Raw genomic sequence first — 15,822 nt, 5'->3', positions numbered from 1 at the left:
AATCATGAAACTTACCGACGCAGTGCATGCACGTCATACCGTCAAAGCCTTCGAGCCCGGGCGCAGTCTGCCCCAGGAGCAGATCGATGCGCTGGTCGACCTGCTCCATCACTCCCCGTCTTCCGTGAACTCGCAACCCTGGCACTTCGTCATCGCGTCGACCGCCGAAGGCAGGGATCGCGTTGCCGCCGCGGCGACAGGGCCATACGCCTACAACGAGTCGAAGATCAAGCAAGCCTCGCATGTCATGGCACTGTGCGTGCGCGTCGACATGGACGAGCAACACCTTTCGGCCATTCTCGAGCAGGAGGCACGAGACGGACGCTTTCGACTCGCCGATGCCCAGGCCGCGCAGGACAGGAGCCGCCGCTCCTACGTGGCCATGCATCGTTTCGACCTGAAGGATACGGCTCAATGGATGGAGAAACAGGTCTATCTGGCACTGGGCGGCCTGCTGCTGGGGGCCGCGATGCTGGGTATCGACGCGACGCCGATGGAGGGCTTCGACAGCCGGGCCCTCGACGAGAGCCTGGGGCTACGCGAACGCGGCCTCAGCAGTGTCGTCCTGGTCTCGCTCGGATATCGCGGCCCGCAGGATTTCAACGCCAGCCTGCCGAAGTCCAGGCTGCCGCGCGAGCAGATATTTACGTTTATCTGAGGCCGCCAGCCTGGCGCGGATGCCGAGCGCGCCAGGCTCCGCCCCACGGGCACCGGCCTCATCTCGTGGATCACATCATGTCCGACCTTGTCTCGCCGATCACGGCCTCGAAATCGTCTCGCCCAACAGCCTCCCCGTATGGCAGCGCGATGCTGCTGGGCGCCGCGATCATCGTTTGGGGTGCCAACTGGCCGATCATGAAGGTCGGCCTCGCCCATGTCTCACCGCTCTGGATGTCGGCAATCCGCTTCGCCTCCGGCGCAGCATGTCTTTTCGCGCTGCAAGCGGTCAGGCGGGAACTGGCCCTGCCCAAGCGAGCCGACATACCCTTGCTCGCGAGCGTCGGGCTGCTCCAGATGCTCGCCTTCACGGCCTTGAGCGCCATCGCCCTGCACCGCATCGGCGCGGGCCGATCGGCAGTGCTTGCCTACACCACGCCGATCTGGGTCACCCCGATCGCGGTTCTCCTGTTCCGGGAGCGCCTCTCCGGCCGCAAGTCGGCAGGCGTCGCGCTGGGCGTGGCCGGCGTCGTCGTGCTTTTCAACCCGCTCGACATCGACTGGCACAACCGCGGCATCGTGCTGGCCAATCTTATGCTGCTGGCGGCTTCGCTGTGCTGGGCGGTCTGCATACTCCATTTGCGTCACTTCCGAAGCGCGTCGAGCGCTTATGCGCTCGCGCCATGGCAGATGGCGATCGCCGCGGTCCCGTTGTTGATACTCGCCCGTTTTCATGAAGGCCAGTATTCCGGCGACGGCAGCATGACCTTGGCGGCATGCCTCGGTTTCATCGGACCACTGGCCACTGCCTTCTGCTTTTGCGCGGTCAACGCCGCCAACACCAGGATGTCGAGTTCGAGCATGGCCACCGCAATGCTCGGCGTACCGATCGTCGGCTTGCTGGCTTCGATCGCGTTCCTCCACGAGCCCATCACGTTTTCATTGATGGGAAGCGTCATCTTGATCGTGAGCGGCATCGCCCTCTCGATCGCCTAGCCATCGACACACCACTGCTTCGCCGGAGAACCATTCCATGTCGAAAATCACCATCGTGACCATCGATCTGTCATTTCATCGCGCGGCCTCGGCGGTCGTGCAATCGACGTTGCGAACATACGGCGTCGAATCGCACGAACTGCTGGCGCCCCACGAGGAAGCCTTCTCGCTCCTTCGCGAGCGTCGAGCCGACATGCTCTGCAGCGCCTGGCTTCCAAGCAGCCATGGCCAATATCTCGGACCATTCGAGACAGAGGTGGAAAAACTGGCTGTCATGTACCGTCCGTACGCGCTGTGGGGTGTACCCGACTATGTTCCGCAAGAGGCGGTGGACACGCTGGCCGACCTGGCCAAACCGGAAGTTGCTGAGCGGATGAACAAGCGGATTCAGGGCATCGGCCCCGGTGCGGGAATCAGCCGTTTCTCGCGCGATATCGTCGCGCGTTACGGTCTCGACAAGGCAGGGTACGCCTTCGAGAACGGAACGCTCGAGGACTGCACGGACGCGTTCGAGAACGCCGTGAAGGCGGGACAGTGGGTCGTCGTGCCGCTCTGGGCACCGCAGTACCTGCACGAACGGTATCGGATACGCGAACTGAAGGATCCCGACGGGCTGCTCGGCGGCGTCGATGACGCCACGCTCATCCTGAGAAAGGACGCACTGCATCGGCTGCCGCCCGATGCAGTGGCTGCCCTGCGCGAACTGACACTGGGAAATGCGCAGGTGAGCCGCCTGGACCATCAACTGATGCGCGGCGCCGCCACCCCATCCTCCTGAACCCTGGTTTCGAGCCGCTGCAACCAAGTCGCTCAACGAACAGCATGTCGCGCGTGCAGCCCGCTCGCGCAGACATGCCGACGCTCCGTTCCCGCGAGTCGTCGACTCCTTGCTCACGCATTTCCCGGCCCTTGCATAGCGCCCCGCCGACGATGGACTGAGCGGTCGAGGTTGCACGCATGCGCCCGTCCATGCGCCAGCCCCGGCATTCTTTGGCGATTCCGAAAGCTGTGTTCGGACGCCTCTCGTTGATCCGGAACCTCGCAGTCCATAGACTCCATATCACTGCCTGTATGCGGCTCGATTGATTTCCAAACCCATCTCGTTCGTAGTCCGCATCGATTTATCCGAATCTCGACCATCCCATCAGGAGAAGGACATGAGCCATACAAAGCGTGGCACCGCCCTCATCACCGGCGCATCATCGGGAATCGGCGCGGTGTATGCCGACCGACTTGCCCGTCGCGGATACGACCTGATTCTCGTGGCGCGCAATCGTGAACGACTGGCCCGCCACGCGGAAAGGCTGGCGGAGGAAACGGGACGCACCGTCAGCACCATCTTCGCGGATCTGAACCGGAGCGACGACGTCCAACGCATCGAGACCGCCATCCAGAAGGCATCGGATCTCACCCTTCTGGTGAACAACGCAGGCGTAGGCACGCACAAATCCCTGCTCGACAGCGACGCGGATGCCATGACCCGCATGATCGACCTGAACGTGACCGCACTGATGCGCCTCACCTACGCCGCGGTGCCGGGTTTCATCGCGCGCGGCAACGGCGCGATCGTGAACGTTTCCTCGATCGCGGCGCTCTCCCCCGAGACGCTGAATGGCGTATATGGCGGCACGAAGGCGTTCGTGCTGGCTTTCAGCCAATCGCTCCACCATGAGCTTTTCAGTCAGGGCATTCGTGTCCAGGCCCTACTCCCCGGCGCGACCGCGACCGATTTTTGGCAGACCGGCGGCCTGCCACTTGACCAGCTTCCCGAGGAAATCGTGATGTCCGCATCCGACATGGTCGATGCGGCACTGCTCGGCTTCGACCGCGGCGAGTTGATCACCATCCCCTCGCTCCATGACATCGCGCAGTGGGATGCCTATGAGGCGGCACGGCGCAACATGGCGCCCCATTTATCGTCGAAGCATCCCGCCACGCGTTATCTCGTGACCTCCGCTGTCCCCCACTGAACCCGTATTTATCCAAGGAGCAAGACCATGAAACTCACTGAAAACACGATTCTCATCACCGGTGGCACCTCCGGCATCGGTCGTGCACTGGCGGAAGCATTCCATCAACGTGGCAACAAGGTGATCATCGCGGGACGACGCAAGGCCCTGCTCGACGAAATCGCCGCCGCCAACCCCGGCATCGACACCGTCGAGCTCGACATCGGCAACGCCGAGCAAATCCGGGACGTGGCACGGCATTTGATCGAGCGTTACCCGTCCTTGAACGTGCTGATCAACAACGCCGGCATCATGCCGTTCGACGACGCAGCCGGCGCCGTCGACGACGAACAGGCCGTTCGTCTCGTCAACACCAATCTGCTCGGGCCCGTGCGCATGAGCGGCGCGCTGGTCGAACATCTGAAAAAACAGCCCCAGTCGTATATCGTCAACAACAGCTCGGTGCTGGCCTACGTCCCGCTGGCCGCAACGGCGCTGTACTCCGCAACCAAGGCGGCGATTCACTCGTACTCGATGTCGCAACGATTCGCACTGCGCGACACCACCGTCCGTGTGCTCGAGATCGCGCCTCCGTGGGTCGACACCGACCTCGTCCACAAGAGCGGCGACCCGCGTGCCATGCCCTTGGACGCCTTCATCGCCGAGACGCTCGAACGCCTCGAGACGGCGACCACCGAGGTGGTGGTCGGAATCGCGCAACCGCTGCGCGACAATGTCGGGCCGGACGAGCATGCTTTCGTCGACGCGTTCAATCAATCCCTCGAGGAAAATCCGATTCCCGTCGCTTGATATCCCGGACGGCTCCATGCGCGGCGCGATCACTCACGCGCTCCGCATGGAGCAGACAGGAACTGGCTACCGATGGCGAGCCCACACCTGACAGCCCGTCTACTTCGAGCCGAATGCAGCCGGATTCGTCGAGCCTGCGCCGTGCATCTCGTGACCGGGTGCCCGCGAGATCGCGAACCGCCGCCATCGCGGATCGTGCCAACTTGATTCATGGATGAATGCGCCTTTTCAAAGAAGAGCGCGGGTTGCGAAAAAAAATCTTTTATAGAAATATTCGTACCGTTCTGGCCAAATTCGTTAACCTGGAAAGAGTGGCATCCGGTAAAATCCGGACCGCATCGATGTACGGCGGCATGTGCCTGCTGTCGTGCTCGACACCGGTTACGGGCATTGCCCGCCCGACGAATCCCGGCAGGTTCAAGCGGCCTGTCCCGAAGAATGGGAATGGTCCGTTACATCCGAGGATGGTCGATACGGCGCCCCTCCTTCATGTGGGTCGACCGGGCGTACGTGGTTCGTCGAGACACCATCTCGACGCGATGCATTGGTAATGCGCCTTCAGTCGACTGTTTGTACGGACCATGCAGGGAGCGTGCATCGAACGATGCCTCGTAAGCAGTCCTGTGCGGCCGAGAGAACCGTCTCTCCTTCGATCCCAGGGAGAACTTCTTGGAACTCAATGCGGCACGATCATCTGATCCCGCGCCCTATGGCGCGATGAGCGAGGCAGCGCAGGAAAACCGCATCTGCAGAGGTCTGGCATTCCGTATCTTGCCGATTTTCATGTTCGCGTATCTGGCGTCCTACATCGATCGCGTGAATGTCAGCTTCGCCAAATTGCAACTGAGCCAGGAACTGGGGTTTACCGATGCCGTGTTCGGATTCGGCGCAGGCACGTTCGCCTTGGGCTATGTTTTGTTCGAAGTCCCGAGCAACATGATATTGCAGCGAGTCGGCGCGAAACGCTGGCTGACGCGGATCATCCTGGCCTGGGCCATCGTCTCTGCGTTGACCACGCTGGTGTCAACGCCCAAGCAGTTCTATATCATGCGCTACTTGCTTGGCGTGACCGAGGCCGGCCTGGTGCCCGGCGTGGTTTACTACATCTCCCAGTCGTTTCCCCGCTTCCATCGCGCAAGAATCCTGTCCGTCTTTTATGCGGCCTTGCCGCTCGCCGGATTGATCGGTTCACCGTTGAGCGGCTTCATCATGGAATTCTCCGACGGTCTTCTCGATGTGTCCGGCTGGAAGTGGATGTTGATCGTGGAAGCGATCCCCGCTTTCGGTGCCGCGCTACTCTGCTGGAAATACCTGGAGGACGATGTCACGCTGAGTCGCCACCATTCCGAATCCGACCGCGCCTACCTGATCGGTATCCTCGCGGAAGATCGTGCCATCAGCGCGTCGGCCAGCCATACGGAGATGTTCGCGAGCTGGCTGTTCTGGATTTTCGGTGTCATCTACTTTCTTGATGTATTCGGCATCTATGGCTACACCCTGTGGGCGCCCACCATCATCAAGTCGCTCGGCGTGGAGCGGGACACCGTGATCGGCTTGGTTGCCGCCTTGCCCAATGCCGTCGCCGTCGCCGTCATGCTGATCGCGGGGCGCCGGGCGGACCGGCACCGTGAGCGCCGCATGCTGCTTGCCGGCCTGTTTTTCATGGCGGCGGCGGGCCTGGCTCTTTCGCTGCTCTGGCACGACAACCTCTGGCTGAGCGTGCTGGCCCTCTGCATCGCCAACGCCGGACTGCTGTCGATCCCGCCGGTGTTCTGGGGCATGCCGACCGCGGTCCTGGGTCCGGCGGCGGTCGCGAGCGGTATCGCCTGGATCAGCGCGATCGGCAATATCGGGGGGTTCTTCGGCCCCTACGTGGTCGGGCAACTGAAACAGTCCTCGGGAGGCTTCGCCTTGCCCGTCTTCTGCATCATTGCCTGCCTGCTGCTCGGGCTGGTCTTGACCTTGCTGCTGCCGAAGCATCTCGTCAATCGCTAGGCTGGCCACCGCCAGCCGCCGTGCAGGCTTCAGTCCTCGCTCGGATCGATGCCGAGCGATTTCGCCGCGAGAACGAATTCGGCAAGCGAGCGCACTTCCATCTTGCGCATGGCGTTGCCGCGATGGATCTTGACGGTGATCTCGCTCAGCCCCATTTCCGCAGCGATCTGCTTATTGAGCAAGCCTCGCACCATGAATCCCATCAACTCGCGCTCGCGCGGCGTCAGCGATTCGTAACGATGCCGGATGGCGGCCACGCGCCCCTCGGATTTACGTTGCGCCTCATGCTTGAGCAGCGCGGCCTCCACCGCGTCGAGCATCTCCTGATCGCGAAACGGCTTGGACAGGAAATCCAGTGCGCCATTCTTCATCGCCTTGACCGACATCGCGACATCGCCGTGCGCCGTGATGAAGATGATCGGCAAACCCATCTCGCCGGCGACGATCTGCTCCTGCAGCACCAGCCCGCTCTGGCCCTTCAACCGTACGTCGAGAATCAGGCAACTCGCGACGTCCGGCCGCTCGAAGGCCAGGAACTCCTGGGCCGAGCCAAAAAGCTCGACGCGCAGCCCGACCGAGCGCAGCAGCATGCCGAGCGCCGCGCGCATGGAATCGTCATCGTCGACGACATAGACGATCGACTGCTCAGCCATTGCCCTGTTTCTCCTCACCCATCGATTGCCTCCGTTCTTATCGGCAGCGTGAACTGCATGGACGCACCGCTGCCCTCGCGCGACTCGGCCCAGATACGGCCCCCATGTGCTTCCACGATCGAGCGGCAAATCGACAGCCCCATGCCCATCCCTTCCGCCTTGGTAGTGAAGAAGGGCGTAAACAACATAGCGGCATCCGCCTCGTTGATGCCGTGCCCGGAATCCGCCACGATCACGCGTGCCTCGTCGTCGTTGCGCAGCACCGAAACCGCCAATTTCCGCTCGCGATCCTTCACGCCTGCCATCGCCTGAACCGCGTTCATCAGCAGGTTGATCACCACCTGCTGAATCTGTACCCGGTCGCCGCTCACCCGCATGTCGCTCGTCGGGAGCGAAGCCGAGACGTCGATCTGCTGGCCCTGCAAATCGCGACGCATCAGGTCGATCGACTGCTGGACCACCACACCGAGGTCGATCGCCTCGCTATCCCGATCCCTGCGCTTGGCCATCGCCCGGATCTGACGTATCACGTCGGTGGCCCGCTTGGCATCGTGCGTCATCTGCTCCAGCGAATATCGCACTTCGGACAACTCGGGCGGCGATCGCTTGAGCCACCGCATCCCAGCCTCGCCTGCCGTCACGATCGCCGCCAAGGGCTGGGTGACTTCATGCGCGATCGAGGCCGCCAGTTCACCGAGCATGGTGATGCGCGTCACGTGGGCGAGCTCGGACCTCGAGCGCTCCAGCGCCTGCTCGGCATGACGGCGCGCCTCGATATCGGTGTTGACGCCGTACCAGCGGGTAATCGTCCCGTCGGCACCGCGAAGCGGCGCAGCGCCGATGATCATCCAGCGATAGGCGCCATTGCCGAGCCGCACGCGGGCGGTCACTTCGAAACCGCTGCCGGTTGCAATCGCCTCGCGCCATCTGCACTCGAATTCGCCGATATCCTCGGCATGAATGATGTCATGCCAGACATCCTTGTCGCCATTGATTTCAACGCCGTAATCGGACCACCGTCGATTCAGATAAACAATGCGGCCGTCGTTGGAGGTACTCCAGACCATGGCGGGGATCGCGTCGATCGTCGCGACCAGTTCCTCCTTCTGGCGGCGCAGCTCGCCCTCGAGCGACTTGGCCTGCGTAATGTCGCTATCGGTCGACAGAACGGCGACGGGCTGCCCCCACTTGTCGCGCGACACTGTCCAACGGCTCGAAATCACCACCACCGCACCGCTTTTGCCGGTTCTCAGGAATTCACCCTGCCAATGCCCGGCCTCGATCGTGCTTGCCAGCAAGTCGGCGATCGGCACCGACGAGGCGGTGCGCGTGAGTTCGTGGATATTCCGTCCGATCGCCTCCTCCTCGGTCCACCCGTACAGGCTTTCGGCACCGACGCTCCAGAAGCTGATACGACCATCCAGGCCACTCACGACAATGGCATCGTGGGTGAGGTTCAGGAGATCGATCTGCTTTTGCAGCGTCACACGACTGCTTTGGTTCCTGAGCGCGAGCGCGGACACGGTCACGATCGCCAGCACGCTCACGATGCAGCGCGCCACGGAGCTGAATGCGGTCTGATCGCTCTGGGCGAGCAAAAATCCGAGCACGGTCAGCGACACGCACATCCAGACGACCGCGACCGTGACGGTCTGCGACGCAACTGACGCCACCATCAGCACGACAACGACATAGAGCACGGCGACGGCGACGTCGACCGGTGCGAATGCGTCGATCAGGAAGATACAGAGGCCCAGCGCCGCGGCGATGACATACACGGTGCGCTGACTTCGTTGCAGCACCTCGTCGACGTTGTCACCCTGGTTTTCCGGCCTTCCAGGCCGGCGCCTGCGGGGACCGACGACGGACCTCGCGTCCACGGCACCGCCTTGGTGTAGGCGACGATCGTCACTCATGGAATGTTATTGCTTCGACACGATGATGTTGAACGTGGCCTTCAGGCATGCGAGCCGTGGAGATCTTCCAGGCGCTGCTCGATGGCAGCCGGGTCGACAGGCTTGCTGAAGACGCAGATGGCTCCCAGCTTCATTGCGTGCCGAAGCGTCGCCTCGGATGGGAAAGATGTAATGAAGATGACGGGAGGCGCGGCACCGCGCTCGAGAAGACATTCGTACATCTCGAGCCCGGAGAGCCCCGGCATTTGCACGTCGGAGATGATACAGGCAACATCGGCCACCTCGTCGGCATCCAGGAATGCCTCCGCGGATTCGTAGACCCGCACGTCCCAGCCCAGTGAGCGCACCAGACTGCGCGTCGCAAGACGAACCGAAGAGTCGTCGTCTATGATCGAAACCACTGGATGAGTGAGCATGCGAGCAATGTCCCTGATCGCGTCGTTAAGGATGGCGCAAGTTCGAGCGCCCAGCGTCGATGCCCCGGCCGAATCTTATACGCCCTCCGCCAGCCCGAGAACTATACGAATGTATGAACGCTCGCCTCGCCCTTGCGCGCTGGACGTCACCTTTCGGATGGACAGGCCGGGGCGCAAGCATATCGCAAGGCAGGTTACCGCGCCTGCTTCCCTGCCCATCATGCTCCTGCGAATATGGGCGCGGGTCGCCGAGCGCCGCCCTGGCCCAATCGCCCCGCGGCAACGCGAGCGTTGGCGATCCACGACGCGCTGGTCTCGCGAGCCTCGATGGCATGACGCGACAGGGCCGCAACAGGCTCGGCCTGCCCGCGATCGAGCTGCAATTGTATCCAGTCGATGAACGCCCTGATCGACATAGGCACGTGGCGGCGATCGGTATAGAGCACGGAGATGGGTAACGGGGCCGGGCCATATTCTTCGAGAACGCCGACAAGCCGCCCCGCAGCCAGTTCCTCGGCCGCCATTCTCCGACATACCTGGGCGATGCCGACGCCTTCAGCGGCGTAACGGAGCACCGCCCTCGCGTCATTGACGCATATGCGCTCGGCGAGTTTGACGCGTACCTCGTCGGCACCCACGCCGAAGCAGAATTCACGCGGCGGCCCGAACCGGCGAGGCGTGTAGTGGATCACGTCGTGAGCGTGGAGTTCATCAAGGCCATGCGGCGTGCCACGCCGCGCCAGATACGCCGGACTCGCCACGGTCACTGCATGGAAATCGCCGACACGGCGGCTGCGCAGCGACGAATCGGCAAGTTGGCCCACGACCACCGCACAGTCGACGCCATTGGCGATCAGTCCATCCTGCTCCCCGCCCACATCGACGCGCAAGTCCACATCGGGGAATTCGGCACGAAATCCGGGGACCAGCGGCAACAGAGTGTGAGCCACCTCCTGATCGACGTCCACCGCCAGTCGGCCCTTCGCGATTTTTCCTCCACCACCGAGCCGGTCCTTCATTTCGTCGATTTCGCCGAGGATCCGTTCGCAATGCTCGAAGTACTGCGTGCCTTCCGCAGTCAGGCGAATACAGCGCGTCGAGCGATGCAGCAGCATCACGCCCAGGTGTCCCTCGAGCTGCCGCACCAGCGTGCTGGCGGACCCTGCACTGATGCCTAGCAGTTCCGCCGCCGCTGTGAAACTGCCGACGCGTGCGATGTGGGCGAAGACTGACATTGCCTGCAGGGTTCGGTCCATGCTTTTCTCCGACAATCGTTGCTGGGGAAGACAGGGCCCAGTTTAGAGAACTCGCGCCGCTCACTCTATTACCTGGTGGGATTCGCCGTCCCATACGATGGTGTTAACCTGCCGTGCCCTACATACTCGACGCGCGCCTTCCCGGACCAGGCGCGGCCAGGGTGCACATCGGCTCCAGGCAAGAAGAAACGAATCCGCGGATCATGCGGATTCGTTCTCACCGCGCCTTTTGGGGACGCCGATGTGGCTCAGGCGGCAACCGGAAAGTCGACGACGGTATCGTTGACGCGGTTGACCAGATTGGTAAACGTGATGGATGTCACCACGAACAACATGTCGATGACTTGCTGATCGGTAAACCCTGCCGCACGAATCGCGTCGACGACGTCGGTCGGCACCGTGCCGCGAGTCGAATAGACGGTCCGCACGAAATTCAGCAGGGCATCCCGCCGGGCGTCGCCGGTAATCATGTTTTCGCGAATATCACGCAAGGTCTGGGCGGTCAGCCCGGCTCCCTTGCCAAGCAGCGAATGCGCGGCGACGCAGTAATCACAGTCGGATAATGCGCTGATGGCGAGCTTGATCGTCTCGATATCGGCTTTCCTCAACGAGCTTTACGCGACGATGGCGTCAAGGTGCAGCATGTCGGCCAATCCCTTGGGATTGGGCGTCCCGACCGATCGCGGAGTAAAAGATACGCGCATCCTAGGTCGGACGCGGCGAAGCTTGAATAGCCTCGCGCCTAAAACACCATTCTTCCAATCGACGTTTCGCCCGCTTTCCCGCCGCAGCGGCAAAAATGGGCCATGCCTCCTATACCTCGGTATATAGGACCCGGCACGGTGGAATAGGCCTGCATCGACGACTGAACGATGGCCGACATGCTTGTTTGCTTGTTATCTTGCCGCATCGGGTAAATATTTATTGCGAGGCAGCAATGATCCATCGGCGAGTTCAACTGAGCAGCTACGCGATTGTCTCGATCAAGGCATTGGCCGTTTACTGGCTGCTCGAATCCCTGCTCGAGACGCTCTATATGCGAAGCCAGGACGAGATGTTGCCCATGCTCGTCGGGCGGACCTTGTGGCTGCTGCTGATCGTGGGCGCGGCTGCCCGGTTCGGTCTCGCGCTGCGCCTGCTGACGTTCGTCTGCGCGGCCAGCGTGCTTGCCGTCGGATTCTCGCTTCCCGGCATTGCCTCGGTCTCGCCGCTACTGACCGTGATGCTGGCCGTCGGCCTGATCATCAAGGCCGCGATCGTGGCGAGCCTATTGCGGAACCATCACACGGCGAGCGACCGGAGCATTCGCTCCGCCTCTTTCTGATGGCTCTCGTTCCTCGGCAAAACCGGTTGCCGGCATGGTCGCACGCGATGCCGCCGGACGCCGTACCGAATCACTGGATCTTCCCAACGATATTGGAGCGCACGTGGACAAGCTGACCAACATGCAGGTGTTCTCTCTCGTCGTCGAGACGCGAAGCTTCACGCGTACTGCGGAACTGCTCGATTGCAGCACCGCCGTTATTTCGCGCGCCGTGTCCAACCTCGAGAACCATCTCAAGACCCGCTTGTTGCAACGGACTACTCGAAAGATGTCGGTAACCGAAGCCGGGGAGCGCTTCTATCGAGCCTGCAAGCAGATACTCGAATGTCTCGACCAGGCCGAGACCGAGGCCGGCTCCGCTCATACGCATGCGCGGGGCCGGCTTCGGGTGCAATGCTGCCGCGAACTCGGCGTTAATTTCATCACCAATTCGCTGATCGATTATCACGCCCTGCACCCGGACGTCGCCGTGGATCTACGCATCGGCAACAGCACGACCGATCTCATCCAGGAGGATCTCGACGTATCAATCGTGGTGGCCACGACGCTTCCCGATTCGGCCAACATCGTGAGGCCAGTCGGGACGTGTGCGATGACGCTGGTGGCCTCGCCGGCTTTTCTCCGGCGTCATCCGCTCACCAGGCCCGAAGGCCTTGGCGCGCATGCACTCGTTCCGATCCGGTTCGACACCATGCCCCCAAACGTTGGGAAAGCCGACCATGTCGAGATTTCCGGCAATCCCCGATTCGTATCGGACGATGTCGACGCGCTGAAGACGGCCCTTCTCTCCGGGCTTGGCGTGGGCGCACTGCCCCGCCATCTGGTGCGTGCGGACATCGCGAGCGGCTCGCTTGTCGAAATCCTTCCGGAGCATCGGCTTTCGGACCTGCAAATCCATTTGCTGTATCCGTCGCGCCGCTATCTCGATGCCAAGGTCAGGACCTTCAACGAATTCATCCGCGCGCGTCTGGACGAGCTTTGAACCAGCTTCATCCAGGTCGGCGGCAACGCGTGGTGCACCGCTCCCCGGGAAGAGCCAGCGTGGGCTCGTACCGGCCGCCGATGCCAGGAGTTCAGACGACGGCGGCCAGATCCGCGATGTCCAAGGTGGCGCGCGTGCTCAGCACCTCGGACAGCGCCTTGAAGGCAGCTGCCTCACCGTGCGCTTTCAAGGCCTCCGCGTCGCGCCACCGCTCTATCATCACGAACCGTCCCGGACGGGTCTGGTCGCGATGCAAATCGTATTGAAGACAGCCGGATTCCTTGCGGACTTCCGGCACCGCGCGTTCGAGAGCCCGCTCCACGTCCTCGGCGTGCTGCGCCGATGTACTGATGATGGCAACAATGAATTTGATCGACATATCGCGTCCTGTCCTTGGTGAGCCGGACCGCGTCAATCGACACGCGGATCGCCGGCGGTAATTCGGCTTCATGCGTCCATCGTTCATGCGGCGACGGCCGTGCTTGCCACTTCGATCATCCCTGGATTGCCCGATATCGGACAGTGACGAATCCGAACATCACTATCAACGGGCGGATGAAAATGCACACGCGACAACGGCACGCCCGATCCATTCGCGCTCGTTGCAGTCTGCCGGCGCGATCGCCGCTTACCGCCTCGCGAGTTCCAGCCGGCATCTCGTTGCCGGGCTACTCGACCGCAAGCACCTCAGGTCGTCGAGTTCACGCACATGGCCGGCCGACGGGCCCTCGCGCTGACGGAAACCCCGAGACTGGCCACGGCGAGCAGCAGGAACATGATCGAACCGCACAACAGCCCGGCGAAGCCGTATCTGGGGTAGATCCACGCCGCGGCAGCCGAACCGACGCCGATTCCGCAGAAGACGAACGACGCGGTAAGAGCCAACGCCACGCCGCGGCGCTCGGGCGCCAATTCGACGATGCGGCGCTGCTGTGACGGCCACAGAATGTCGGTGGCAAATGCCCACACTGTCAGCGCCGGGAACAGCCAGAAAACGTGGGCCGGCATCAACCACAAGTAGACGATCGCGACCGCGAGCAACGACATTCCCGCCAGCAGCATGCGTTCAGCCGTGTAGCGCCGCGCGGCGCGCGCGACAAAAATGTTTCCGACGATCCCGGCGCCGCCGAGCACGACGAGCGCTGCCGATATATCGGCCTGGCCACCGTGATAGACGTCGCGCACGATCGGCGCCACGAACGCATACGTTGTGTAGACCGCAGATGCGATGAAAAAGACCACGAGGAAGGCACTGAGGGACTCGGCTCGAACCAGCAGGGTGAGCAGCGAGGACATTTTCACGTCGTCTCCGCGCACGTGGTCGGGCACCATCCAGACGATCATGGCGGCGGTAAACGCACCGGTGATGCCGATGACGAGAAACAGGACACGCGCCCCCCAGGCATGCGCGATCCAGGCCGATATGGGCATCCCGACCAGTCCGGCAATGCTCAGGCCAAGCAGCACGGTGGCGATGGCGCTGCCCCGTTCTTCCGCTTGCACCAGCCCCGATCCGAGCGCGGCAAGCACCGGACCGATGAAGCATGCGCCGAGCCCCATCAAGATCCGCATGGCAAGCAAGGTCGGAAAGTCCGGAGCAATCCCGCAAGCCAACGCGGCCGCGCTGAACAGCGCCAGGCCCGCCAGCACCTGCACTCGCCGTCTGAGGTGTCCCAGCAGCACCTGCAGGAGCGGTGCGGCAATGGCGAACGTCACGCCGAACACGGTAATCAGCAACGCGCTCTGGGAGTCTGCCAGATGCCACTCCTTCGAAACGGCATCGAGGCTGCCCACGACCGAGAGCGCGCCCGTGGCTTGCACGAAGTAGGCGAGCGCCAACACTCGCAACGCGCGCGGAATTGAGGGGGGATAGACAGGATTCACGAAAAGCTCCATCAATCGTCCAGGGATCGCGCGTCGGCCGCAACGTGTTGGCGCGCGAGGCCGGTATTACGCAATCGGGGTGTAAGCCTGAACGCTGATGACATCGGCGTGCGGATTGGAAATGGCTCCCGGCATGGTGGCGACCACCTTTCCGTGCTCGATCAAGGCGGGCACATCGTGGCTCGGAAGAAGAAAGCGGCTGTCGGAAAGCGCCCGCTTGATCGCCCGCTTCTCGTCGAGGATCGTCATCGCACGATTGGCCGTGATGGTCGGCTCGTGCGCGGCTTGGTCCAGGATCGGATCGATCAACTGATCCTTGAGGTTGTAGGCGATGTCGCCGCAGATGTTCGCGATACCCTCGCTCGTTTCGACCAGAACCGACAGCGAGCCGGGCGTATGCGCACCGGACAAACGCACCGCGACGCCGGGAATAACCTCCTCCTCGAACGTACCGTCGACGTCGAAAAGACGAATGGCGCCGCGAGTATGCAGGCGGTCGATCAGATGCTTGGTATCGGCAGCCGTGTACATCAGCGGCCCCTGGATGCCCGATGCGGCAAATTCGAGCTCGCGACGCGAGATGCCGACGCGGGTACTCATCGGAAAGCGATCGGTCATGCCGACATGATCGACATGCGCGTGCGTATGGATGATCTGACCGATGTCCCCGATCTTCAGTCCATGCTGGCTCAGATGATGTTCCAGCGTCATTTCCGGCGTCACCTCGTAGGGCAGCCCGAACGCCGCATATTGCTCGGCGCTGCGCGAACCCGTATCCACCAGAAGCGGTTCCTTCCCTCCCAGGATCAGGAAGCCGAGCACCGGAATGGTGACCTGTTTGCCGGGCTCGCGGAACAAGACCAATCCACTCGAATCGAGCGACATGTTGCCGAAGTTGATGGGATAAATCTTCAGGGACATCGCGCTGCTCCTTGATAGGGATAGGGAAATGAACATGAAGCGCCCGTTTTCGGGAGCGCCCCA

Annotated in this window: 16 protein-coding genes; 8 read left to right on the top strand and 8 right to left on the bottom strand. The window is 62.3% G+C overall.

Features of this window, described 5'->3' with window-relative positions; translation table 11 throughout:
* Positions 1-4 precede the first annotated feature (4 nt).
* The 6 genes from nfsB (at position 5) to BM43_RS14735 (ending at position 6,407) form a co-directional block, all read left to right on the top strand.
* The gene (gene nfsB, locus BM43_RS14760; RefSeq protein ID WP_036028221.1) at positions 5-658 is read left to right on the top strand and encodes an oxygen-insensitive NAD(P)H nitroreductase; all 654 of its coding nucleotides are present in this window, start codon (positions 5-7) and stop codon (positions 656-658) included.
* A 77-nt stretch (positions 659-735) separates the two neighbouring features.
* Positions 736-1,653 (top strand): DMT family transporter, encoded by a 918-nt coding sequence (locus tag BM43_RS14755; RefSeq protein ID WP_036055006.1) that lies wholly within the window; start codon positions 736-738, stop codon positions 1,651-1,653.
* 37 nt (positions 1,654-1,690) lie between these two features.
* Positions 1,691-2,431 carry a glycine betaine ABC transporter substrate-binding protein gene (locus BM43_RS14750; RefSeq protein WP_036055008.1) on the top strand — a complete coding sequence of 247 codons (741 nt, stop codon included), beginning with the start codon at positions 1,691-1,693 and terminating at the stop codon, positions 2,429-2,431.
* A 379-nt stretch (positions 2,432-2,810) separates the two neighbouring features.
* The gene (locus BM43_RS14745) at positions 2,811-3,623 is read left to right on the top strand and encodes an SDR family NAD(P)-dependent oxidoreductase (RefSeq protein WP_036055010.1); all 813 of its coding nucleotides are present in this window, start codon (positions 2,811-2,813) and stop codon (positions 3,621-3,623) included.
* Between the two features lie 27 nt (positions 3,624-3,650).
* Positions 3,651-4,412, top strand: coding sequence for an SDR family oxidoreductase (locus BM43_RS14740; protein WP_036055012.1), 762 nt, complete (start codon positions 3,651-3,653; stop codon positions 4,410-4,412).
* A gap of 669 nt (positions 4,413-5,081) precedes the next feature.
* Positions 5,082-6,407 carry an MFS transporter gene (locus BM43_RS14735; protein ID WP_036055014.1) on the top strand — a complete coding sequence of 442 codons (1,326 nt, stop codon included), beginning with the start codon at positions 5,082-5,084 and terminating at the stop codon, positions 6,405-6,407.
* A 29-nt stretch (positions 6,408-6,436) separates the two neighbouring features.
* Here the strand turns inward: BM43_RS14735 and BM43_RS14730 are convergent, their stop codons facing one another.
* The 5 genes from BM43_RS14730 to BM43_RS14710 all read right to left on the bottom strand — a co-directional run bounded on the left by BM43_RS14730 (position 6,437) and on the right by BM43_RS14710 (position 11,256).
* On the bottom strand, positions 6,437-7,060 hold the full coding sequence (locus tag BM43_RS14730; protein WP_036055016.1) for a response regulator transcription factor: 624 nt from the start codon (positions 7,058-7,060) through the stop codon (positions 6,437-6,439).
* A 14-nt stretch (positions 7,061-7,074) separates the two neighbouring features.
* The gene (locus BM43_RS14725; RefSeq protein ID WP_080741991.1) at positions 7,075-8,976 is read right to left on the bottom strand and encodes a PAS domain-containing sensor histidine kinase; all 1,902 of its coding nucleotides are present in this window, start codon (positions 8,974-8,976) and stop codon (positions 7,075-7,077) included.
* A gap of 41 nt (positions 8,977-9,017) precedes the next feature.
* Complete coding sequence (locus BM43_RS14720) at positions 9,018-9,392, bottom strand: response regulator transcription factor (protein WP_036028238.1); 375 nt, start codon at positions 9,390-9,392, stop codon at positions 9,018-9,020.
* A 218-nt stretch (positions 9,393-9,610) separates the two neighbouring features.
* Complete coding sequence (locus BM43_RS14715) at positions 9,611-10,648, bottom strand: LysR family transcriptional regulator (RefSeq protein ID WP_080741990.1); 1,038 nt, start codon at positions 10,646-10,648, stop codon at positions 9,611-9,613.
* A gap of 248 nt (positions 10,649-10,896) precedes the next feature.
* Complete coding sequence (locus BM43_RS14710) at positions 10,897-11,256, bottom strand: carboxymuconolactone decarboxylase family protein (RefSeq protein WP_052409109.1); 360 nt, start codon at positions 11,254-11,256, stop codon at positions 10,897-10,899.
* A 329-nt stretch (positions 11,257-11,585) separates the two neighbouring features.
* Here BM43_RS14710 and BM43_RS14705 point away from each other — a divergent pair, with 329 nt between their 5' ends.
* Both BM43_RS14705 and BM43_RS14700 read left to right on the top strand, forming a co-directional pair.
* Positions 11,586-11,972 (top strand): hypothetical protein, encoded by a 387-nt coding sequence (locus BM43_RS14705; RefSeq protein ID WP_052710572.1) that lies wholly within the window; start codon positions 11,586-11,588, stop codon positions 11,970-11,972.
* Between the two features lie 103 nt (positions 11,973-12,075).
* Complete coding sequence (locus BM43_RS14700) at positions 12,076-12,954, top strand: LysR family transcriptional regulator (protein WP_036055018.1); 879 nt, start codon at positions 12,076-12,078, stop codon at positions 12,952-12,954.
* A 91-nt stretch (positions 12,955-13,045) separates the two neighbouring features.
* Here the strand turns inward: BM43_RS14700 and BM43_RS14695 are convergent, their stop codons facing one another.
* From BM43_RS14695 to BM43_RS14685, 3 genes are all read right to left on the bottom strand, one after another.
* Positions 13,046-13,333, bottom strand: coding sequence for a putative quinol monooxygenase (locus BM43_RS14695; RefSeq protein WP_036028244.1), 288 nt, complete (start codon positions 13,331-13,333; stop codon positions 13,046-13,048).
* A 308-nt stretch (positions 13,334-13,641) separates the two neighbouring features.
* Positions 13,642-14,838, bottom strand: a complete 1,197-nt coding sequence (locus BM43_RS14690) for an MFS transporter (RefSeq protein ID WP_230676379.1) — start codon at positions 14,836-14,838, stop codon at positions 13,642-13,644.
* A 66-nt stretch (positions 14,839-14,904) separates the two neighbouring features.
* Positions 14,905-15,759 carry an N-acyl homoserine lactonase family protein gene (locus BM43_RS14685; RefSeq protein WP_036055020.1) on the bottom strand — a complete coding sequence of 285 codons (855 nt, stop codon included), beginning with the start codon at positions 15,757-15,759 and terminating at the stop codon, positions 14,905-14,907.
* Positions 15,760-15,822: the final 63 nt, after the last annotated feature.

The organism is Burkholderia gladioli (assembly GCF_000959725.1).
Lineage (GTDB): Bacteria > Pseudomonadota > Gammaproteobacteria > Burkholderiales > Burkholderiaceae > Burkholderia > Burkholderia gladioli.
Note: the sequence above shows the minus strand (reverse complement) of the source record. Positions and strands in the feature narration are given on the sequence as shown.